The sequence below is a fragment of the Candidatus Galacturonatibacter soehngenii genome (assembly GCF_008830185.1).
GTDB lineage: Bacteria > Bacillota > Clostridia > Lachnospirales > Lachnospiraceae > Lachnotalea > Lachnotalea soehngenii.
Map to the genome: position 1 here is coordinate 1,038,661 of NZ_WAGX01000005.1, position 23,046 is coordinate 1,061,706.

The window sequence follows — 23,046 nt, forward strand, 5'->3', positions numbered from 1 at the left end:
CCTATAGTAATAAAACAAGCATTATTTATTGATAGCCATTTGGATTATTAGACTGCCATCTCCAAGAATCTTCGCACATTTCATCAATACTACGTGTAGCTACCCAACCAAGTTCTTCTTTTGCTTTGGTTGCATCTGCATAACAAGCTGCAATATCTCCAGGTCTTCTAGGCTTGATTTCATATTTGATTGCCTTCTGACATGCTTTTTCAAAGCTTTGAATCACCTCTAATACACTGTATCCATTTCCTGTACCAAGATTATAAATTGATACACCTCCCTTTGTCTGCTTTAGTTTTTCAATGGCTTTTACATGTCCTATTGCCAAGTCTACTACATGAATATAATCACGTACTCCCGTACCATCTGGCGTATCATAATCATCACCAAATACACCTAAACATTCTAATTTGTTCACTGCAACCTGTGTAATATATGGAACCAGATTGTTTGGTATTCCCTTTGGATCTTCTCCAATCAACCCACTTTTATGTGCTCCAATTGGATTAAAGTAACGAAGTAATATCACATTCCATTCTGGGTCTGCCACAACAAAATCCTGCAATATCTCCTCTAGCATAAGCTTTGTTCTTCCATATGGATTGGTTACGGATAATGGAAAATCCTCTTTAATTGGCACTGTTTTAGGAGATCCATAAACCGTAGCGGATGAACTAAACACAATGTTCTTCACATTATGTGCCCTCATAACATCACAAAGAATTAATGTCCCTGTTACGTTATTGTGATAATACTCAAGCGGCTTGCTTACGGACTCTCCAACTGCTTTTAATCCAGCAAAATGAATAACTGCGTCAATCTTTTCTTGTTCAAATATTTTTTCAACGCTTTCCTTATCCAATAGATCATTTTTATAAAATTTAACTTGTTTTCCTGTTATTTTTTCCACTCTTTTTAATGCTTCTTCACTGGAATTGTATAGGTTATCAACCACTACTACCTCATAACCCGCATTTAATAATTCAACACAAGTATGACTTCCAATATAGCCTGCACCACCTGTAACTAATATTGCCATAACATCTCCTCCAGTACATTTTAGACCAAAAATAAGAATTTTCACTACTTTTTAATCTATTGTATTTTTAAATATAATACCACTAAATTTCGCTAAATACAATGCCTTCAAAATCACTTTTTCCCTTATAATTACTTTATTTTCACGCACTGCTTTATGAGCTATTATCTTAATTCAATCATTTAACTTTTACCGTAGTAACCTTACTGTATCCACTATAAATTTTAACTCCTGATACTTTTTTATAGGTTCGTATCTTAAAATAGTATTTCTTATTCTTTTTAAGTCCTTTTTTGGTATAACTTACTGTCTTTCCTTTTGATATCGTTTTTATCTTAGAATAACCAGAGGACTTTTTCGTTGACATATAAATTTCATACCCCGTTGCCCCTTCTACCTTTTCCCAAGAAAGCTTTGCTTTCTTACTCTGAGGTGTTCCTGTTAACTTCGGAGTTGACGTTTTAGTGGCAGTCTTTAATACGGATGAGTACGAACCATATGTCTTTTTCTTTTTCACATTTACATAAGCTCTTACTTTATATTGATAGGTACTTCCAGCTTCTTTTGATTTATCTGTGTAGCTGTTTTTAGAAGCCTTTGTATTCGTTGCAATTTTTTCATATTTTTTAGTACTTTTATTATATCGATAAATTTCGTATCCACTTACACCGTTTTGCTTAGTCCAGCTTAATTTTATCTGTTTTGTCGTCTGAGATGCCTTTAAGTTTACAACTTTACCTATTTTTCCTGTCACTTTGCAGGTGGTAGAAATTCCATTGCTTGCTGTTGCTGTTATAGTTGCCGTTCCAATACCAGTTGCCGTAACGGTTCCATTTGCATCTACTGTAGCAACTGACTGGTTTGATGTGGTCCACGTAAGTGCATTGCTAGGTATGGATACTGGCGTTGTTGTCGCAGTAAGTGTGACACTCTCTCCCGCTTTTAATGTAAGAGAGCTTTTATCGAAAGAGATTCCCGTCGGCTGCGTTAATGTTGTATCCGTTGTAAATGCCTTGATTCTGGCTGTCATTCCTTCTTCTGCTAAATCATACCAATCATATCTAGACGAGACTTTTACAAAACTTTGCCCCGCTTGTGTTGCATTGGTAAATTGTATCCAATCTCCATTCGTGCGAGATTTATCTGCAAAATAATAAACTCCTGTACTTGCACTTCTAGCTAATGTTATTACAACGGAAAATTTACTACCCTCTGCAACTTCTATGGCTTGGTCAAGAGGAACGGTATAATAGCCGACAAAAGAAGTACTTCCCTTTTTGGGAGTAGAAAGCATGGCGGTTCCGCTAGTTGGATCATTTGCATTCTTTAAATTTGTGTATATTTGAATGCTATACTCAACATTAACATCATACAAAGCAAAGGAAACAGCCTCAATATTTTCTGCACCACCGCTTGGATTGGCTTTTGCAGTAAATACATTTGCTATACTTCCTCCATTCGCGACACCACTTCCCAAAACAGCAGATGAACCATCATACTGATAGTTATGGTCATAATTGTCAGCTGACTCAAAATCAAAAACAAAAGCTTGCGAATAATCTGCATCATTTAATGCAGCATCTTCATAGGATATCCAAAAATACCCGTTATCTCCAAATCCTGTCCCCCAGCTATTTTTCACTAACCAAGCTCCGTTGTTTTTCGGTCTGCATGTTTCATTAAAATTAGTTTTACTAAAGGAATCATCCCATCCAACAATTATAATTGCATGGTCTGTATAGTAAGGACCATTATAATACAAAGCTTTTGTTGCTGCGTTGTAGTATTTCGTTGTTGCATTCCCATTTTGATATGCATAATAGGAGGTACTAACTGCTCCATAGTTCATAATCATATTCTTTACATCGGCAGTATCTGTCATATTAATCCAATATGCATTTTGCATATGATAAGCATCGTCAAACGCCAGACTAGAATTCAGTGCATAATCCTCGCTTGTTGCTGCCCCATATGGAGCTTTTGATTCATCCGCCGCACCAATCCAACTTGCAAGTGCAAAAGTGGTAAAAGCACTGTTTCCCCCTTGATTTAGGTAACTGTCTAATAGCGCCTTGGTGCTATCACCCGCTGTGTTTCCTAATGGGTCTGTAACTGTATGGTAAAAGAAGTATGCTAAATGTAGTTCGGATAAATCAAGGTTATTTCCTGCAAGACCTTTTTTAACAAGGTTTGCTTCTGCCATACCAATTGCAGAAAATGCCCAACAACTTCCCCAATACCCTTGGTCTCTTACTGGTGTGATATACCCATATTTTCTAGAATCATAACTAGAAGGAAGTGTTCCCATATGATTTGGTAAGTAAGAGCCATCATAAAGACTTGGAATGTTAATGTCTTCCACGCTGTTATAGCCCATATGACGTTCAACCGCATCTTCATCCTCTTTTTCTTCCAGTTCTTCTTTCAACTCTTGTGTATCTTTGTCTATATCATTTTTTTCTAGTTCTTCTTGGTTGGTAATTGTTGTATCTGTAATCTCTGTCGTATTTGTGCTATCCGTCTTATCTGTTGGATTTGTTGTGTCACCAGCATTTGAGTCATTTGTATCTGTCCCATTATCCGTAGTATCTGTATCTGTAGTGTCAGTGTCCGTAGTACCAGTATCTGTAGTACCAGTATCCGTAGTATCCGTATCTGGATTACTTGGGGTATCCGTTTCTTGTGTATCTTTTTTATCGTCTGTCGTACCGTTATCTTCTGATGTCGTATCAGAATTATTTGTGCTGTCGTTATCATTCGTATCTGTGGTATCAATATCCTCATTGTCTTTTGCACCTTCTGGTGTATCTGGTGTATTGCTACTATCCGTCACTTGCACAGACTCTACATTTTGATTCGTTGCAAATGCCGTTACCTGAAAGGTGTTTAGCGTTACGCAGGCGGCTAAAAAAATTGCACCTGCCTTCATCATTAGTCTATTTTTCATAAGTCCTCCCTCAATTAGTCCTCGTGAATACTTGGTACTTTTATATCTACATCCTGATAAGTATTTTTACGTTCTTCATTCGTATTTTCTTTATCAGAATCACCCTTTGATTTATCCGTCTCGCTATTGATATCTGATTCTTCGATGTTCTCAAAATCATCCGTATTCTTCTCATCTTCAGCGGATATGTCTTTTGTTTCGTTTGATTTTGTATCCTTTTGTATATCACTTGTTGTTGCATTATCACCTGTATTTTTACTTTTACAAGCGGCAACTGTGAGCACAAGGATGCAAATACATGCCATCATCAGCTTCTTATACATTTAACTCACCTCATTTATTTGATTTGAACCGATACCTATCTATAATACCTTATTGACACAAGCTCTTCAATCCTTTTCGAATAAAAATTCGACACAATCCTTGTAAAAACGGAGTATAAAAAAACAGAAAAAAACCAACTGCTACATTTTATTACTCATGTAGAAAGTTGGTCTTTTGTTTTGCTACCACTCTCGAATTGTCCCACAAAGCGTACTATAGAATGTATCTGCAATCTGGTTATAGCCTGCTGGACTTGGGTGGATTCCATTATCAGGTACTTCAATTGTAGTCGTAGTATAAGGATTATCTGCCTGCGTGTATGTGGTAAAATTATTGGCGCTATCAAAAGTAATCGCGGCAGGAACCATATAAACTTTATCATAATTTGCAAGTTTGTTCGCCATATATACCATCAAGTTAAACACTTTGGTATCTTCTTCAAACTTATATCTTCCTGGGAGCACTGCTAAACTATGGCTGTTTTGCCAAGAACCAATGCCATCTTGATTGGCTGGATATATGGTATTTACGAAATAAATTGGAATATCAGGATCCGCTTGTCTTATTAAATCAATCATTAACAGGATATTGTTTCCATTCTCTGTTGGGTCCACATCAATCTCATTTGTTCCTAGAAAAATTTCAATTACATCAGGATTACAACCTGTAGTTTTCTTGTAATAATTCCAGTCAAACTGCTTTGTCTCTTTATTAAAAAACGGTTGCAGGGGTGTTCCACCATCATATTCGTAATAGGTTTCTGACAAATAATCTCCTGCGGAAAAGCCTAGTCTTGCTTCACATTTATAACCATCAATATCCCTTGTCCCAACAAATTCAATATTTCCCGTACCAAGCTTTGCCAATTGTAAATATGAATTCACATTAGAGGATAAACTATCACCTATGGTCAATATTGAGATTGTCTTTGGAATTTCATTATCTATAAGAGATAGGGTCGTACTTTTAGAGGCAATCAAATTCATTTTATTATCATAAATCTGCAACTCTAAAGAATAGTCTCCAATTAACTCGTAAGTTCCTGTAACGGAAAACTTACGTCTCATATTCTTTCCAATTTCACATACCCAATTGACATTGTACTGGTCAATCTTTTCTCCTAATGAAGTTACCTGACTGTCATAGATTTCCGTTGTAATTCCTTCTGCTACATAAATAACATCAGGTAAATAAATCTGAATATCATCCTTATAGGAATCAAGCTTTTTATTTGTCTCTTCGTATTTGTCATCTAACTCTGTTTGCAATGCGGCCAGTGTCTCATTTAGCTGTCTTATTTTAATAAATTCATACGTTATTAAGGCAATTACAAATATCATCAAACCTATTAAAATAAGTTTCTCTGTCGTCTTTTTATGTGCCATTTTCATCTGTTCATAGCTCCTTAGTTCTAAAATGCTATTACAGTATAGCGTACAATCAAAAATTTTTCAATCACGGCTTTATTCGTCAAACGTGATTTCAAAATCTCCCGCATATTTTCGTCCCATTTGATGCTGTGCCTTTCTCTTTTCCACTGAGTCAAATACGATAGAAAAATCATAATCCTCTGGATATAACTCTTCTGCTTTAACAAGTAATTTTACTCTTTTATGATTTAACCAAATCTTTTTATCTTTTAATTGTACCTGTAGCACACCTTTCTCATTCACCCTTTTACAAACGATACCTATCTTTTTATCTGGATAAATTGTAACGCTGTCGCCAATGTTATAAAGCGTACTTAACTCTTTTGTGATTACCTTTTCCTTCTTCTTTTGAATCTTAGGAATAGGCTCTTGCTTGGGCACATCCTTCTTTTTTTCTTGTATAAGAGATTTTATGAATGCATTTTCTTCTTCCTTGTATGCAGCCTTACTTGCTGTAATAAGCATATCAATAGGCATTCCAAGACTTTTTGCAATTTGAAGTGCACAACTTTCTCCTGCTTCTCCAACCTTAAGTTGATAAAGTGGTTGTAAGGAATCTTTGTCAAATGCCATTCTTGCATTGATAACGCCACTTGTATTCGCCGCATACGTTTTTATTTCAGGATAGTGAGTGGTTGCAAGAAACAAACATCCAGATTTTCTTAGCTCTTCTAAGATAGCAACTGCAATGCCCATTCCTTCCGCTGGATCTGTTCCTGAGCCAAGCTCATCTACAATAACTAAACTTTCTTTATTAACCCTTTGTAATATGAAAAGTATATTCTTTATATGAGCAGAGAAGGTCGAAAGATTTTCTGTAATATTTTGACCATCTCCAATGTCACATAAATATTGACTGTTCATTGTAAAGTTTCCATATTCGCAAGGTACATGAAGGCCACTTTGTGCCATGATACTTAAAAGTCCTACTGTTTTTATAGCCACCGTTTTTCCACCTGTATTAGGTCCAGTTACAACAATACCGTTTATCCCTTCTCCAATTTCAAAATTAAGCGGGATACACTTGCTTTCATCTAAAAAAGGATGCCTTCCGTTTCTTATCTCTATTTTTCTTTGGGTGTTAATCCTTGGCTCTGTCGCCTTCATGTCAAGGCTTAACTTACCCTTAGCAAAGATAAAATCCAACTTTTCAATGATTCTTATGTTTTCATAGAATATATCTTCTGATTCGGTTACCTTTGCAGCTAGTGAATATAGTATTCTTCTTTCTTCGTTTTCTTCTTCAATTTTTAAATAGGATAGCTCCTCATTCATTTGCGATATTTTGGTAGGCTCTATAAAAAGAGTGGCTCCCGTAGAAGATTTATCAATGGTGCTACCTGAAATTTTGAATTTATATTCCTTTTTTACGGGAAGGCAGATTCTTCCGTTTCGAAGCGTTACAAAATGGTCGGTAAAACACTCTTTGTTTTTTCTCAACATGCTGTCTGCTGTTGTTCGCATTTTACTATCTAAGGCATCTATCTCAGAGCGCAGTGTTTTCAATTGTTTGCTTGCATAATCATCCACTCTTTCTCCTCGTATTTTCTCACTGATTTCTTTTCTTAACTCATCTATACTACCAAGTTGTTCTTCATAGTACGCTAAGCTAACTTCCAGCGATTTTGCACGGTTCAAATAATCTTTTAATCTTAATACACTTACCAAAACAGTTCCAACATATTCTAGCTGTGCTGGTGTTAAAAGCCCTCCCTGCTTTGCTGTAATTAAAATACTCTCTACCTGATTTAAGCTTACAAGTGGTGGCTCACCATAATGATCTAGTATGATTCTTGCCTGTGTTGTTTCCGATTTATTTTTTTCCAGTTCTTGTTCTGACAAAAATGGCTGAAGTTCGTTTAATTGTTGTTTTGCCCGCTCTGTGAGTGCTGATGCTACTAAATGTTCTTTTATTTTATCAAATTCTAATATTTTAAATGATTGATTCAATGTGTTATCTCCTTTTTTTCATAAATTAAAAAATCCTGTAAGACCATAAAGAAATAGTCCTACAGGTAACACCCATACGATTGTATATATTCTTTATCATCTTTATGGCTAACAGGTACCAAAATAAAGGCATACTAAATGCCCAAAAACTCCTGTTATATACTTAAATTCATAAGTTACCTATAAAGATGCAATTAACAAAAATACACAACCTTTCATTTAAAATTTATTTCATCATAACATTGTTTCATATTCATTTCAAGGTATTTTAATAAAAAACATCCATAAAACAACAAAGGTAGATTGCTGTCTCACAGATGTTTTTAATTTTTATTTGGTTTTAGTAATGACTTTCACTCATTAATATGTAAAGATTTGCACCCAGTACTGTATGCCTGAAGCATTTTGAAGATTACCAACTCCAATATTTACATAGTTTGGATTCATGATATTCGCTCTATGTCCTGGACTATTCATCCAAGCCGTTACGACTTCTTGAGGAGTTTTTTGTCCCCATGCTATATTTTCACCTGCACCACGGTATGTAACTCCCTGTTCTTTTAATGCAGTAACAAATCCTGTACCATTTGGTCGAACATGCTCAAATTTGGTTTGAATCTCATTTGCTCTTACAGTAGCTGCTTTTGCTACATTTGTATCAATTTTTAAAGCTGCTAGTCCTTCTTTTGCACGCTCAGCATTAACAAGATCAACTACTTGCTGTGCATAAGACTTTGTGGAAGTCTCTGTGCTAGGCGTTTGTGTTTCAGGGGTTTTAGTAGTATTTGTTTCTGTATTCGGTGCCTTTGTATTGGTTGTTTCGGTATTGGTTGTCGTTTCTTGATTCGGTGTTGTATCTTTTGTTACTTCTGTTTCTGGCACTGTAGCCTCTTTTGATGTATCAGTAGTGTCGGTCTCATTTGTAGACTCTGTCGGTACCTCCACCTGTGTTTGATTGTTACAGTATTGCTGGTTTAGTTGAGCCGTTGCATTTTTAACTGCCTCTGCTAGTTCTTCATTTGTGCATGTCCCATTTGAATACTGCGCACCAAGCACATCGTTGATGTTTATTTTATCTAATTGCTGTATTGCTTCACAATTTTGTTGATTGAGAGCCTCTGCCCAGTTTGCGCAGTTTGCGTTTACTCCTGCATTTTTAAGCTGGCTTTGTAAGTCTTGTAAGTTACAGTTTCCATTAATGGTTATTATTTTTTGTCCACCGCTATTGTTTAACCCTGCGGCTTCTGAACTCATTGGTATCATGCTCACTGCTATTGTAATTGCCACCATTCCTAGTGTTGTTACTTTTTTCATTGAACTTTCCTCCTTCTAGAATGTTACAAATTTATTACGTATTTATTACAAAACAATCATAACACTCTTATTTGTAACATACTAGCGGGAATAAATGGGAATGATTTTGCAACGAAAAATAATAGCATAAAAGCCTTTCTTGCTCTTATATGTTCTATCTATTTTAAGTAATCAACGTACTAAAAGCATTGTAGACATCCAAGATTCCGTAACCCCAGTCACGATTTGGATAAACCACACTTGGATCTCTTCTTGCTCCACGAATCAAAAAATTCTTTATCTGCAGTGTGTCCATTTGTGTCTGGTTTCCTTTCACAATTCCCCATTCCAAAAGCATGGCAACAACACCTGTTGTAAATCCTGCTGCTATACTAGTACCTGACTGTGTTGTATATGTATTTCCAATGGCTGGAACAACCATATTTACCCCTGGTGAAGCAAAGGAAGGATTTACAACATTATCTAGAGTATATCCCCTACTCGAATAAATATATAATCCGGAATTTCGATAATCATAAGCAGCTGTAACAATCGGGATGACTGTATTGCCTGGTGAGGTAAGTGTGTAATACGGCTCAGGTCTTATAAATCTGGTTCCTTCCGTTAAAAAGTTATTAATTGGAAGCCAAATATTAAAACTTGGCTCTATGTTAATCGCTGAATAAACGCGAAAGCGCCAAATGCCCTCCATCGGATTTTGGAATCGAATTAAAATAAGTTCTCCTCCTGTTTGCGCTTCTACTAATTCATAATCCACAAATACCCTTGTATTCTCAAAAATAAAATTAAGTTCTCTTGTTTCTTTTAATCTTGCTGGAATACGTGGTATGTATTGTCCCGTTGGTGAGAATAAGTCGATTGAAAAAATATTTGGACTTTGTCCCCATAATTCCATAGAAAAACCTGGATTATTAGGCCCTATGTTTAATTCCACGGTATCATATCCAATGGTAGGATCTACAGTTGCTGCATAATGATGCCCCCGATTTCCTTCATTTCCACCCGCAATAGAGATTCCAACTCCTCGTTGTGTGGAAAGTGATGTAATATAAATACTCAGTGGTAATTGTGCATTGTGAGCCCCTTGTGAAGTACCAAGACCAATGCAAATTGATATTGGGCGAGACAGCCTTCTAGATACATTAATTAAATATTTAATGCCTTGCATGATGTCATTTTCCTGATAACAATTTGCATCTTGTGGTATAAAAAAAAATCGTTTTAAAAATTCCTTTGCTTGCTTTAATTTTACAACTACAATTTTAGCATCTTGTGCAACTCCCGAAAAACCCTGTGACACATTACGAGTCCCCGCAGCTATACCAGCGATTGCTGTCCCATGTCCGATTTCGTCTACACTAGGTACAATTGAAAGGGGATTGGTACTAGCAAGTGCAAGATTGATTTGTTCTTGTGTATATTCGGTTCCATAAAAGAATCCTTCTGGACTTCCATCTGGACTTTGAATGGTTTGATCCCAAATAGAAATGATTCTAGTTGTTCCATCAGGATTCTTAAATGCATCATGCATATAATCAATTCCTGTATCTACAATTCCAACTATGACCCCCTCGCCAGTCAAATTCAAATAGCTACTATTTTGAATCCTTGCAACGCCTGAATCTTCTAAGCTATTTATATCCATTAATCCAAAGCAACTAGGGTAAATACTATAAGAATATCTAGGGATCAAATTATCTGGTATTAATGCTAGTGGCAAATATGCAACTGCAAATATATTATTAATGTTTTCATAACAAAACTCTGGAACTGCTTTTATACTATCTGGAATTTCATCAATTTCAAATATAAAATCTCCAAATTCTTCACTTACAATACGATCCGCACAATTATCCAATTAGCCAAGCCTCCTTTTTTAGTATTCTAACGACTACTTTACATCTCTACTAAACTCTCCTTTTTCGTTGACTAAAAAAACTTCCATTAGTATTTGTTTCGTTTGCCAATCATCAAAAGTAACTGGTTCCCCCAGTAAAATAGTATGAGCTATTTCAACTCCCAATTCACCCATTCGAAATGGTTGCTGTGCAATGGTTCCTTGCATATCTCCCCTTTTTATTGCTTCTAATATTGAAGGTCCCGCATCAAAACCAATAAGCAATATCTGGCCTTTTTTTCCTGCCTCTACAATAGCCCTTGCTGCCCCTAATGCCATTGTTCCATTTTCACTAAATACTACCGCTAAATCATCTTTGTAGTCTAAAAGGATCTTTTTCATTTCTACATATGCTTCTTCCTCTATACTATTAGCTGTCACCTCTGCAACCAAATCATAACCTGCTTGTGTTAATACTCCTTCAAATCCTTCTCCTCTAAGTAATGCATATTTAGCAGTTTGTTGTACTTTTATAATTGCAAAGTTCTTACTTACTAACTTATATTCTTCAATCAAGTCAAGAGCATATTCTCCTGCCAAAACACCACCGCCAAAATTATCCGATACAATAAAGGCCGCAACATTTGCACCTCCTGTTCCCGTATCAATTGCTACTACTGGAATGTTATACTTTTGCGCATTCTCTACTACTACTGGCATTAATTCTGGATTATAGGGCGCAATGATTAAGGCATCAATTCCTTGCGTAATCATGTCTATACTACCAGTAACCATTTCAATGGAATTACTTTTTTCATCGTTTAACAAAAGATTAATTCCAAGTTCTCTCGCTTTAGACACCACTCCGCTTTGCATGGTTTGCCAAAATTCAAGAGAAGCATCAAATACGGACCATCCAAAAGTAAGTATTTTTTGTGGCGGTAAAATACTCTCTTTCATTTCTACATTATTTTCTTTTTTTTTAAATTTCATTATGTTGTTGGATTCATTTTTTCGATGAAGGGGTGTAATTTGAATGTACTTATCTCCTGTTACTCGAATTAGTTCGAATTTCCTTTGTAAAATCTCAAATACTCCAAACGTAACAGGATGAAATCGTAACTTAGATACAGGTGGACACATATAGCCTGTATTGATGTGTTTATAATCATTATTATATATCATAGGTGCATGGGTATGTCCCATCACCACAATGTTTATCGATTCTTTACAGCACTTTTTTAAAAAACTATCCGCTACATACATGCTATTATAATCATCTAGGATATTAGAAAGTTCAATCTGGTGGCCTAAAATCCCTTTGTTTTGATAAATGGTCTTTACTTCGTCTAATGTTACCGTGATAAATCGATTGATTTGAATGGGTAAATTTCCAGGCATGCCTGTAACGTTTATCAATGCATCAATAAAACTACAAACGGTATTATATTTATTATCGAAGTTTTCATAAAAGAAGGGTAGCTTGGGAAGAAAATCATTGTAGCTATAAGAGCTGTATTCATTTAGATCACTGATGGACTTATTGGGTGTTGTCATTAAGTCTTTATGTATTTTATATGCCATTGCCCTAGTTACAAAATACCCCAGCGGCAATGGTGAAATATGACTTATAAAATACGGTGCGTTTACTGCGGTACATTCATGTCCATGCATAAACTGCATATGGGTATCGTAAATCGGAACATATACACCATAATGATATTTCATGACATAGCCGTCATTTGTTCTTAACTTATCAAGGTCTGCCTTCGTTACATTCATATCATGATCGCCAGGTATAAATACCATCCTACCCTTAAGAGCACTTAAAGCTTCTCTAAGCTTGCCTTCTTTTCCTAATATATTGGGATGTGTACGAATAATGTCGTCAATGGATGGAGGTAATTGTTCTGGTGGATACGACCAAAACTCAAAAATATCCCCAAGAAGAACTACCTCTTCTATGCTCTCTGCTAAATCTATAATATAATTTAAAACAGATACTACATATTTTTCATGTATCTCTTTTCGATACCATACAGTAGGCGCATTGGTTCCCATATGAATATCGCTTAAAACAATGACCAAATTCCTTTCTTCCATACATACTCCCACTTTTCACTATTACAAAACAATATATGTATGAAAAATTCCTATTATACGGAAAATTTCTCCATACGCGCAATCACGCGAGGCTCATCTTCATTATAATAATTGCATCTTTTTAGTAATTGAAGCGCAATATCTTCTTTGCCTTGATTCATCATATCATCTGATATTTGCAACAACGTATCAATTGCTAGCTCATTCGTGTCACAAAACAACATGACCGCAATAGAAATTGCAATATAAGTAACCTTTCTGTTACATAAATAGATAATATCAGTCTTAAGAGGCTGTTTCTTTTTATATCGCTTGATGATATCGTTTAGGTTGCGAAAGTAGTTCATCAACGTCGCAAAATCATTCACATAATCAAGTGCTGTTCTTAATTGGCACATTCTCTCGTTTTCACAAGTCGATATTACTTGCATAGATAATTTTAGCTCCCCTGTTGTATCCGAAGCTTCCAACAAGACATCTGGCCTTTTTTCGTAACATTCCATAAAATATTGCTTGGCACCTTCGATATCTTTTTCTTTGAAAAATACAGCAAGTTTTTCTTTCATTTCTTTTGTCTCTGTTTTTTCTGCGGACATTCCAACCATACATTCATAAGCCTTTAACTGATTAGCCTCAACCCAAACGAGTAATAAAAACTCCGAAATAAATCCAAACACTCTTTTGTGATAGTCATCGTATGAGGAGATATCGATTCTTTTTTCTACTTCTAGTAATATCGTAAAGAGCCATTTTGCATAAGCATCAAACAACGGTTTGGAGGCTACCATAATATTACCAAAGTAAGATTCTTTTGCATGTACAAGTCGATTAAAATGTTCGTAATATTCGGGATATAATTCTTGTATCACTTCACCTGTCTTAATTAAATCATTGATATTATGCGCATCTTTATATCCCTCATAATACGTATAATCATAATGCAACCTTTTTGAGGTAATTAAATCATATTGTTGTAAAATATCTTTTAATTCAGTTTCAGAAAAGATTTTTCCGCTTTTATTAATTAAATATCTACGATAATGACAAATTCCAACGTAATCGGCAGACGTTTCATTTTTCCACACCCAGTATACACCAGTTAGCTCACTAAAACTTGCGTTACGCTTCGATATATTATCTCCTGTATTATCTGCTAGATAACCTAAGTCAAAAGACAACGCCCTTCCAACATGAAGCGGAATATACATTGTATCCTTTGGCTCGTCGAATTTTTTATGTGTCATGGTAAACATTTTAACAGACATTCTTTATCCTCCGTAATCTTGATTAATCATTCATTTTACTTCCGCATTTTGGACATATATTACCATGAGAATAAACAAAACCACACCGATAACAGCATTTTACCTTATGCTCTTCTTTTGCCAAATACGATACATTCCTAGATTCTGGTTTTTCTTTTAAATACATAACAAAATTATTCAACACCTCTCCAACAGGCTTTAAGTCCTTTATTTTGAGTGAATTTGCAATTTTAATCGTATTGCTAACTGTTTCTACATAAATTCCTCTCTTTAACATCCCATTATGCGTAAATACTTTTTCAATTCGCATGATATCTATTTTCCCGCCATTTAAAAGAGAATGATAGAAGATATGATTGGGAGTTAAAATAAACCCACTTTCCCCATTTGAAGCATAAGAGGTATCGCAAATCAAAATTGGATATTCATACTTTTCTATCCCTTTTGCGTAAGAATTTATTGCATTTTGTATGATTATGGTTTCCTCATCCTCATGCTTGCCTCGAAGCATTTTTCTTACATTATAAAAATACATTCTGGAATCTAAATTTAAATAATCTCCAAGCTCTTTGATTAGTTTATTTACTAATTGTTCGCATTCATCGCTTTTTAATTTGGTTAGACGTTTGTCAATCTGACCAAGCATATCCTCTTTTAGTTCAGGTAAATATTCTCCAAGCAAAATCTGTTCATAGGCTTGGATTCCTTCTTCAAAGGTCAAATCTGCTGGTTCCTTACATATATCTTGAATTGCAGACAAATCAGCATTGTAGATTTTTTGCTTTAACTTTTCAAGCGTTGGAGCCACATTTCGTTCTTCAAAATGAAGCTCTTGCAATTGTTCATACGCTTTTTGATAGGCCTTACGATTTCTTGGATTTAATCGCTTCATCATGGAAGAAATCTCTTGTTTTTGGGCTTCATCCAATTTTTCTTCTAGCAGCTTTTCATAAAGTCTCGTATCAATATTATGATACTCTTTCATCTTATCTTTTAGCTGTTCGTACTGCCTTTTGCTTAAATCCTTTGGTGCCTTGCTTACTAAATTCTCTAATTCACTTTTTGCTTTTTTTTCTAGTACTTTCTTTAAAGAATCTATAATAGGACTATTTATATCTTCCTTTCGTTTCGTTTTGGTAATTTCCTCTAATATCTTTTCCACTTGTGAAAAGCTTTTATCTTTGCATTCTGCTACCTTTTTGCGTATTTCTTCTTCCGCTTCTTCATCAAGGCGCTCATCAATTAATTGTATTGCACTTACTTTTTTCTCCTCTTCCATATCCTCTATTAACGGTATTCTGTCTCTAAGTTCTTGAAGTTGTAATTTGGGTAACTTCTTCAATTCAAATGCAATGTCACTTCTATCTCCCTTTTTTACCAATTCTTTAAAATGAAAAAAGGCTTCCATTGATAAGGAGAAGGTATCTTTTTGTTTGGTTGGTGCTTCTTGTAAATATGGAGTTTCTTCTTTCTTATCCGATTCCAAATGATTCGTGGTTTTAGTTGCATTCTTGGTGAATGGATGTATCTTTTTTGTTTCTTTGTCTTCTTTTTCTCTTTCAACAAAATTCGTCTTTGACTCAATCACTTGTGAACGTTCTAAATCTAGCTTCTTTTCTTCTTTTTCTTGTCTTACTTGTCTTTTTTGAATCTCACGTTCAATTACTTCTTTATATTTATCAACGATTTCTTGAGGATAGAATCCAGATTCTAATTTTTCTAACAAGGCATTTAACTCTTCCTGGGTCAAAGCTTCATATTGTTCAAGCTCATAAAGCGACTCTAACTCCTCTCCTGTCTCTTCCTCGCCTTGCTTTAGATATTCTGATTCATACTGATTGAAATTGCTGTTTGATATCCTTTGTCCTTTTTTTCCTAATAACTCCTGATAGTCTTCATAGGCTACTTTATCATCCTCGAAGCTAAGTTGAAAAACATCTCCCTCTGCTAATAATTGCTTTGGTTTTGGGGTATAGAAGCGATTGCATGCACTACATGTATAAGCTCTTGCTAAATATACCCCTCCCTCATCCGTTTCAATACGAAATTCTTGCCCTTTTGGATAAACCACCATATGAAGCTTGCTTTGGCATGTAGGACATTTGTAATTTACCATATAAAACTGGTTTCCAAGACGTGCCTTTGCTTTATCTTCCATAGTCAGTTCTTCCTTTACAAAGGTGAGGTTTATTGAATTCCAAATCACCTTATGCCAAAGGCCAAGTCTATACTCTTCATCTTCTTCCTCTGATATCGATGTTTCCTTTTCTTCTTCTTCTGCTTCTTTTTCTTCCAAAGGTGTTTTCTCATCCAGAATCATTTGTATAACCTCTTCATAAGTCATTTGGATTCCTTCTTTGAAAAAACGCAAGTTATCTTTGGTCAATGAGGCTTCCACTCCTATTTCTTTAAAGATGTATGCCAGTAAATGATTTAGCTGGTCATAATCCTTTTCTACCTTAAGCCCTTTGATACTCCCCCATTTACCAAATGTATATAAAATCATATTGATTGCATTTTCAAGCGTTTCATTCTCTGTTATTTCCCAGGCCGTCTCTTCATTTACTGTGATATCAATGATATTACTGTAGGTTCTTTTGTTATCAAAATTAAAAAAAAGAGAACGTACTTTACCAAGTAAAATCAAATCGTTATTATTAATAATAAACAACTCATTCCACTGTACGTTTTCACCCATTGTTTTTATCATCTTATGAAATATTACTTTTAATTTATCATTTGCTTTTAATAGAATCATCCTCATCACTCCTTGTAACTATTATAACGTGACTTTGGTAAATTCTCCATAAAAAACAAAAAAACAAGATAGGTACTTTAGTCACAGTACTATCTTGTTTTTTATTTTGTCTATTCTATATCAGGTACTTTCTCTCTCAACTAAACTAACTGGAAGTGTTGTTTTGCTTGCCACCATTTTATCCTTACTTGCGTCAACCAACATAGAAATAGCCATTTGTGCCATCTCTTTAATCGGTTGATGTATGGTTGTAATTGTAGGTGTTGTAATGGAGGATACCAATACATCATCGAATCCAACCACCTTTAAATCCTTTGGTACGCTTATCTTTAATCTGGAACATACCTGTAATACCTGTGCTGCAATCAAATCACTGCTGGCAAATATTCCATCTACTTCTTTATTCTGCGTTAACACCTCTTCGATTAGTTCATGGTATTCTCCCATGTTGTACTGTACCTCATTCGTCTTAAACGCCTGATAGGTTATACCACATTCCTTGCAAACCTCCATGAATCCAATTTCTCTGTCATCTGCGGGCATATAATTTCCTCTTACACCACTAATCACAGCAAGATTGGTACAGCCTTTTTCAATCAAATGCCGTGCAGCCATACGACCACCCTTTAAATTATCACATTCCACGGCTGCTGTCCCCATCTCAAGATTTCTCTCTATCGTTATTAACGGTACATGAATCCCTTCGAATTTGTTCATTTCAACCGTACCACTACAGAGTATGATTCCAGCTACACGATTGCGGTTACACATATCTAAAATCTCTTTTTCTTTTTCGTCTCTATCTCTGGAATTAAACAATAATATTTTGTAATTGCGATGATTGGCAGCCGCTTCTATGTGGCTGATTAATTCCGCAAAATAGGGATGCTTGATATGAGGCACAATGACGCCAATTGTATTTGTTGTCTGCTTTGATAATGATCTTGCTACTTCGTTTGGCTGGTAGTTTAATTTCTTCATAGCGTCGTAAACGCTTTTTTTTGTCTCTTCACTGATATAACCTCTGCTGTTTAGTACGCGCGAGACAGTACTTACCGCCAAACCAGTCTCTTTTGCTACATCCTTTAACGTTGCCACACAATCACCCTCCAAAATCCCTTATTTCACTTCATAAATCATCAGCTCACTAATCTCATTGGAGCTTAAATTTATCTCATCATTAGAAATACTATGTTCTAGTTGTATTACTGCATATATTATATCATTATTAGCTGTTATTTCAATGATTCCTGAATCAAATATCATAGAAAGCTCTTCAAGTGGTGTTTTAATAGGAATTTGTTCCTCTCCAACTTTTATTACTCCATTTTCCTGATTGTATTCTACTTCACACCCAAGTATAAAGCCATGAAAGCCTTTTGAAGTTTGATCCTTTTTCAATGTCAACTGAAGGCCCAATACGCTTTCCTTCTCCCACTTAAGGTTTACTTCTTTACTTTCCTTACTATTCATGGAGTAAATAATATTAATTCTTTCTCTAATCTCCTTTGGCAGACTTTGCTTTAAGCGTAATTCTCCCTTACATCTACACAAGTTAAACTCTCTTGGCAATCCCATACATCCAGTATAAAGCTTGTTTACTGTTTTTGTTCGAAGCCAAGGAATGGATATCACTCTGCCATCCATATTAGAAATTGTCTGGGCAGCGTAAGGAAGTTTTGTATGATATGCTTCTTTTTTTGATCCCTCTACATGAAATTCATATCCGTCGAAGTTTCCTAAATAATAGTAGCCGTCTGCACACCAAAATACCCATTTGGTTTCTTGTGTATTTTCACCAGACTCGTCTTCTATTTTTAATTCAAATAAATCGGGGCACTCAAAACCTTGATCTAGAAAAAGGCGCTGGCTTATTTCAAATTTCTTTAAATCAACGGAACACAATATTGCAAATTCGTTTCCCTCCAGCCAAAGACACATGATATAAGCTTTCGTTGGCTCATGATAGAATACTTTTGGATCTCTGTTTTCTTTGCATATCGTTGGTACTGCCACCAGACTTTTTGTCAGTGTATTGCCTCCATCTAAGCTATAGGCTAACTTTTGAACAAAATCTTTTCCCTTACTTAATTCATTTGCATTACCTGCTGCCGAATAGTAAAACAAAAGCGCATCCTTTGGTAGCCCAAGCAGTCCAAATTCATTGACTATTCCGCAACCAGAAAATATGGTGCCGTCTTCATCGGGAAACAATACCGTATCTATTTGCTCCCAATGAAGCAAATCTTTACTTATTGCATGTCCCCAGCTCATATTATCCCATTGCGTATCAAACGGATTATATTGAAAATACAAATGATACAATCCTCCCTGATATAGCAGCCCATTCGGGTCATTGATCCAACCGTAGTCTGGGGTAAAATGAATTTGTGGGCGATTTTGTCTTTTCTTTATAATATGTTTTGCTGTATGAACGCCGTTGATAAAATTCTGGGTATAATCTCCCTTTAATAAGATTTCTTTTCCTTGAAACTGACTGATTGGAAGGAAAGCCAGATAATCATACTGATATTCTACTTCCTCCTCTTCTAGCATTGGAATATTTAGCTCTGTAAAATATGTATCCTCTACTATGAAAAATATTTTTTTCTTAGGTTTTTCTGCCAGAATGGGTATCACAAGATAGTGATCTTGTTCTCCTATTAAAATTCTATTTTCCTTCATGAATGTGCGCTCCTGCTAAGCTTAAGACCTTTTCGTTAAAATCTACATCTGTATAGGTAATGGTCATCTTTTTGCTTTCAAAATCTGCGTATAACACAGCCTTGTGTTTTCCATTTACTCTTTCTATAATGATTTCTTTCTCACTACATGAATGCATATGGAATTCACCATCAAAAGCTTGATGTGTATTACGAAATTCCATTAGCTTTAAAAGCGATTGTACCACTGGACGTTTTACTTCTCGTTCAATTTCTTCCTCTGTATAGTAATGTCTGTTAATATTTCTGCCAACCTTTGTTTCCTCCAAAAGTTTCAAATCATTTTTACCCGCCAATAATCCTACATAATAGACTTGTGGAATACCAGGCGCAAAAAACTGAACTGCTCTTGCTAATAAATAAGATGCATCATCATCTCCAAGGGCGGAGTAGTAGGTACAGTTTACCTGATAAATATCAAGATTGTTGTACGCTGCTGTATTGTATATTTTCTTTACGTTTGCACCATATTTAAAGATATCTTCCTTGGTACGTTCAATTTCTTCATCTGGGAGCAAATCCCTAACATCCACAACTCCAATTCCATCATGAGTGTCCAAAGTCGTAAATTGTTTTCTAGGACAAATGGTAAGCCAGTTTTTCAAATACTGTGTCTGTCCATAATACAGCGCATGAATCAAAAGCATTGGAAGGGCAAAATCATATACGTAATAATCCTTTTCCTCAATCTTTTTTTGCATGGTATAATGTTCATGAATTTCAGGTAAAAGAGAAACCCCATATTCTGAAACAATATCCTGACATTCTGCTAAGAATTCCCACACATCTGGTTCGATAAAAAAGCAACTTGTCCCTGCCTTTTTAGTAGCATAAGCAAAGGCATCCAATCGTATTAAGGCTGCGCCGTGCTCACATAAAAAGGTCAAATTATCACGAATGAATTCTTTGGCTGTTTCTGATTTGCAGTTAATGTCGATTTGTTCTTCATCAAAAGTACACCATACCTTTTCCGTCGTTCCATCTGCAAATTTTGCATCTACATAAGGTGCTCTTGGCTTTCTTTTGTAAATAGCGTCTACCTGTTCTTTGGTAGGCTCTTCGTTTTCCCAAAAATCTTTATATCGAATAAATAAATCTTTATATTTCGAATCATCTTTCTTTAATAAAAAATCTTGGTAGTATTCGCTTTGTGCTGAGATATGATTAATCATATAATCAAACATCAGATAATAGTTCTTAGATAGTCTTTCAATATCAGACCAATCCCCAAATGCCTCTTCTACTTTATGATAATCCATAGGAGCAAAACCTCTATCTCCCGAAGAAGGAAAGAACGGTAAAATATGTACTCCACCAACCGCTTTTGTAAAGTAACGTTCTAATATCTTATATAAATCTTTTAAATTATGACCCATTGAATCTGAGTACGTAATTAGCATGACTTTATTCTCAATCTTTTTCATTTTAATACCATTGACAGATTCCCTTCTGCCAAATTCCTTTCTTGACAATGTACTTTCGCTGTTACCATTTTCCACAGCTTTTGTGCGTGTTTTATGACTTTACCGCTCCTGCCACAACACCACTTATAATCTGCTTTTGAAGAACTAAGTACAAAACCAGAATTGGTGCAACTGTAAGCACAAGTCCAGCCATAATGGTTCCATAATCAGCAGAATAAGTTCCATAAAACGCATAAGTGGATAAAGGCAGCGTCATAATTTGCTTTTTCCCTAACACCAAAGAAGGAAGTAGATAATCATTCCAAAATGCCAATACATTTAAGATGACAAGAGTTGAAGTAATCGGCTTTAAAAGCGGAAAGACCACCATAAAAAATGTCTGTGGCTTACTACAGCCATCTAAACATGCAGCTTCTTCCAAAGATAACGGAATACTACTTTTGATAAAGCCTTGAAAAATAAACACCGACATACTCATTGCAAATCCTACATGAAAAAAGATAAGGGAAGTCCTATGGTTTAACATATTAAGTTTTGCTCCATATATGGAAACCAAAGGAATCATGATTGCCTGAAATGGGATAATCATGGATGCCGCCATTAAAGAAAAACAAACGGTTGAAAATTTATCTTTTGCCCTTACAAAATAATATGCAGTCATTGACGCTAAGACTGTTACTATTAAAGTACTTAGCCCTGTAACAAATAAAGAGTTTGAAAAGCTTCTTAAAAAATTCATTTTTTCAAATGCCACCAGATAATTATCAAAGGTATAACCCTTTTCTGCTACAATGGAAAATGGACTTTTAATAATATCTCTTTTATATTTAAAGGAGTTAAGAATAATTAGTACAAAGGGAATCATGTATACGAAAAACAGAACTAACATGGATATCGCCTGGCTCCAATCAACAACCATACGTCTTGTACCGCCAACCTTGTTCTTTGTATTCATTATGCCTCAACCTCCTTTTTCTTTCCTAAATAAATTTGTACACCACTAATCGCCGCTACGATGAGAAACAAAAATAATGCTTCTGCCTGACCTACCCCATAATTTCTTGCAGTAAATGCTTTCTCATAAACATGCATAGCCACTAGCTTAGTGGTTCCATATGGTTCTCCTCCTGTTAAAGTAAGATTTACATCATATACCATAAATGCTCTTGATAAGGTTAAAAATAGGCATACAACAAAGGAGGGTACCATTAATGGTATGATAATTCGAAACATTCTTTGAAATCCTGTTGCTCCATCAATACTTGCAGCTTCTAATACATCCGTTGATAGACCTGTAAAACCTGCAATATAAATTAACATCATATATCCTGATAACTGCCATACCGTTACAATAACCAATGCCCAAAATGCCTTACTTGGATTCGAAAGCCATGAAGTACTAAAGATTCCCCATCCTGTACTTTCTCCTAAATTAACTAAAACTCTTGAAAAAATAAACTGCCAGATAAATCCTAATACAACACCACCAATCAAATTGGGTGTAAAAAATCCTGCTCTAAAAAAGTTCTGTCCTTTTAATCCATTTGTTAAAACATAAGCTAGCATAAATGCCACTAAATTAACTAAAATAACGGAAAAGAATACATACTTTAATGTCAGTCCCATGGAAGACCAAAAATCCGCATCCTTAAATACTTGTGCGTAATTTGATAAACCTATGATATTTTTTGTTGCTGTTACCCCATTCCAATCGGTTAGTGTCAAATAAAATCCATATATAAAGGGTACGATTACAACCGCAAAAAAGATTGACACTCCGGGTAAGGCAAATATGATTAGGTTTCTGATTTTTTCTTTGGGCTTATTTCCCATAGTTCCCATACTATCCCGTTCCTTTCTTTGTCGGCACTTAGTGCCAAGGATAACACACCACGCGGATAACATCATTTATCCGCGCTGGTGTGAATTGTC

Annotated in this window: 15 protein-coding genes; all 15 read right to left on the bottom strand. The window is 35.3% G+C overall.

Translation table 11 applies throughout. The features are described from left to right. Positions 1-25 precede the first annotated feature (25 nt). The 15 genes from galE to F7O84_RS12315 all read right to left on the bottom strand — a co-directional run bounded on the left by galE (position 26) and on the right by F7O84_RS12315 (position 22,947). Positions 26-1,039, bottom strand: coding sequence for a UDP-glucose 4-epimerase GalE (galE, locus tag F7O84_RS12245; RefSeq protein WP_151145555.1), 1,014 nt, complete (start codon positions 1,037-1,039; stop codon positions 26-28). Between the two features lie 178 nt (positions 1,040-1,217). Then, entirely contained in the window at positions 1,218-3,986 is a 2,769-nt protein-coding gene (locus tag F7O84_RS12250; protein WP_151145557.1) for a C1 family peptidase, read from the bottom strand. A 14-nt stretch (positions 3,987-4,000) separates the two neighbouring features. Continuing rightward, entirely contained in the window at positions 4,001-4,309 is a 309-nt protein-coding gene (locus F7O84_RS12255) for a hypothetical protein (protein ID WP_151145559.1), read from the bottom strand. Positions 4,310-4,492: 183 nt separating this feature from the next. Continuing rightward, positions 4,493-5,701 (bottom strand): SGNH/GDSL hydrolase family protein, encoded by a 1,209-nt coding sequence (locus tag F7O84_RS12260; RefSeq protein ID WP_151145561.1) that lies wholly within the window; start codon positions 5,699-5,701, stop codon positions 4,493-4,495. Between the two features lie 72 nt (positions 5,702-5,773). Further along, entirely contained in the window at positions 5,774-7,690 is a 1,917-nt protein-coding gene (locus tag F7O84_RS12265; protein ID WP_151145564.1) for an endonuclease MutS2, read from the bottom strand. 360 nt (positions 7,691-8,050) lie between these two features. Further along, positions 8,051-9,004 carry a CAP domain-containing protein gene (locus F7O84_RS12270; protein WP_243140882.1) on the bottom strand — a complete coding sequence of 318 codons (954 nt, stop codon included), beginning with the start codon at positions 9,002-9,004 and terminating at the stop codon, positions 8,051-8,053. Positions 9,005-9,167: 163 nt separating this feature from the next. Continuing rightward, positions 9,168-10,862, bottom strand: a complete 1,695-nt coding sequence (locus F7O84_RS12275) for a S8 family peptidase (RefSeq protein ID WP_151145567.1) — start codon at positions 10,860-10,862, stop codon at positions 9,168-9,170. A gap of 33 nt (positions 10,863-10,895) precedes the next feature. Continuing rightward, positions 10,896-12,944 (bottom strand): substrate-binding domain-containing protein, encoded by a 2,049-nt coding sequence (locus tag F7O84_RS12280; protein WP_151145570.1) that lies wholly within the window; start codon positions 12,942-12,944, stop codon positions 10,896-10,898. 53 nt (positions 12,945-12,997) lie between these two features. Further along, positions 12,998-14,209 carry a DUF4422 domain-containing protein gene (locus tag F7O84_RS12285; protein ID WP_151145573.1) on the bottom strand — a complete coding sequence of 404 codons (1,212 nt, stop codon included), beginning with the start codon at positions 14,207-14,209 and terminating at the stop codon, positions 12,998-13,000. Positions 14,210-14,231: 22 nt separating this feature from the next. Beyond that, on the bottom strand, positions 14,232-16,967 hold the full coding sequence (locus F7O84_RS12290) for a hypothetical protein (protein WP_151145576.1): 2,736 nt from the start codon (positions 16,965-16,967) through the stop codon (positions 14,232-14,234). Between the two features lie 120 nt (positions 16,968-17,087). Beyond that, positions 17,088-18,065, bottom strand: a complete 978-nt coding sequence (locus F7O84_RS12295; protein WP_151145579.1) for a LacI family DNA-binding transcriptional regulator — start codon at positions 18,063-18,065, stop codon at positions 17,088-17,090. Between the two features lie 21 nt (positions 18,066-18,086). Further along, entirely contained in the window at positions 18,087-19,652 is a 1,566-nt protein-coding gene (locus tag F7O84_RS12300; protein ID WP_151145582.1) for a glycoside hydrolase family 32 protein, read from the bottom strand. After that, complete coding sequence (gtfA, locus tag F7O84_RS12305; RefSeq protein WP_151146721.1) at positions 19,639-21,114, bottom strand: sucrose phosphorylase; 1,476 nt, start codon at positions 21,112-21,114, stop codon at positions 19,639-19,641. The genes F7O84_RS12300 and gtfA overlap by 14 nt, the downstream gene beginning before the upstream one ends. Before the next feature lie 91 nt (positions 21,115-21,205). Further along, the gene (locus F7O84_RS12310) at positions 21,206-22,069 is read right to left on the bottom strand and encodes a carbohydrate ABC transporter permease (protein WP_151145584.1); all 864 of its coding nucleotides are present in this window, start codon (positions 22,067-22,069) and stop codon (positions 21,206-21,208) included. Further along, positions 22,069-22,947, bottom strand: a complete 879-nt coding sequence (locus F7O84_RS12315) for a carbohydrate ABC transporter permease (protein WP_151145587.1) — start codon at positions 22,945-22,947, stop codon at positions 22,069-22,071. The genes F7O84_RS12310 and F7O84_RS12315 overlap by 1 nt, the downstream gene beginning before the upstream one ends. Between the last annotated feature and the right edge of the window lie 99 nt (positions 22,948-23,046).

Excerpts from the sequence above, each read along its gene's own strand:
- galE (WP_151145555.1), bottom strand. The coding sequence starts at position 1,039 with ATGGCAATATTAGTTACAGGTGGTGCAGGCTATATTGGAAGTCATACT.
- F7O84_RS12250 (WP_151145557.1), bottom strand. The coding sequence starts at position 3,986 with ATGAAAAATAGACTAATGATGAAGGCAGGTGCAATTTTTTTAGCCGCC.
- F7O84_RS12255 (WP_151145559.1), bottom strand. The coding sequence starts at position 4,309 with ATGTATAAGAAGCTGATGATGGCATGTATTTGCATCCTTGTGCTCACA.
- F7O84_RS12260 (WP_151145561.1), bottom strand. The coding sequence starts at position 5,701 with ATGAAAATGGCACATAAAAAGACGACAGAGAAACTTATTTTAATAGGT.
- F7O84_RS12270 (WP_243140882.1), bottom strand. The coding sequence starts at position 9,004 with ATGAAAAAAGTAACAACACTAGGAATGGTGGCAATTACAATAGCAGTG.
- F7O84_RS12280 (WP_151145570.1), bottom strand. The coding sequence starts at position 12,944 with ATGGAAGAAAGGAATTTGGTCATTGTTTTAAGCGATATTCATATGGGA.
- F7O84_RS12285 (WP_151145573.1), bottom strand. The coding sequence starts at position 14,209 with ATGTCTGTTAAAATGTTTACCATGACACATAAAAAATTCGACGAGCCA.
- F7O84_RS12290 (WP_151145576.1), bottom strand. The coding sequence starts at position 16,967 with ATGATTCTATTAAAAGCAAATGATAAATTAAAAGTAATATTTCATAAG.
- F7O84_RS12300 (WP_151145582.1), bottom strand. The coding sequence starts at position 19,652 with ATGAAGGAAAATAGAATTTTAATAGGAGAACAAGATCACTATCTTGTG.
- gtfA (WP_151146721.1), bottom strand. The coding sequence starts at position 21,114 with ATGAAAAAGATTGAGAATAAAGTCATGCTAATTACGTACTCAGATTCA.
- F7O84_RS12310 (WP_151145584.1), bottom strand. The coding sequence starts at position 22,069 with ATGAATACAAAGAACAAGGTTGGCGGTACAAGACGTATGGTTGTTGAT.
- F7O84_RS12315 (WP_151145587.1), bottom strand. The coding sequence starts at position 22,947 with ATGGGAAATAAGCCCAAAGAAAAAATCAGAAACCTAATCATATTTGCC.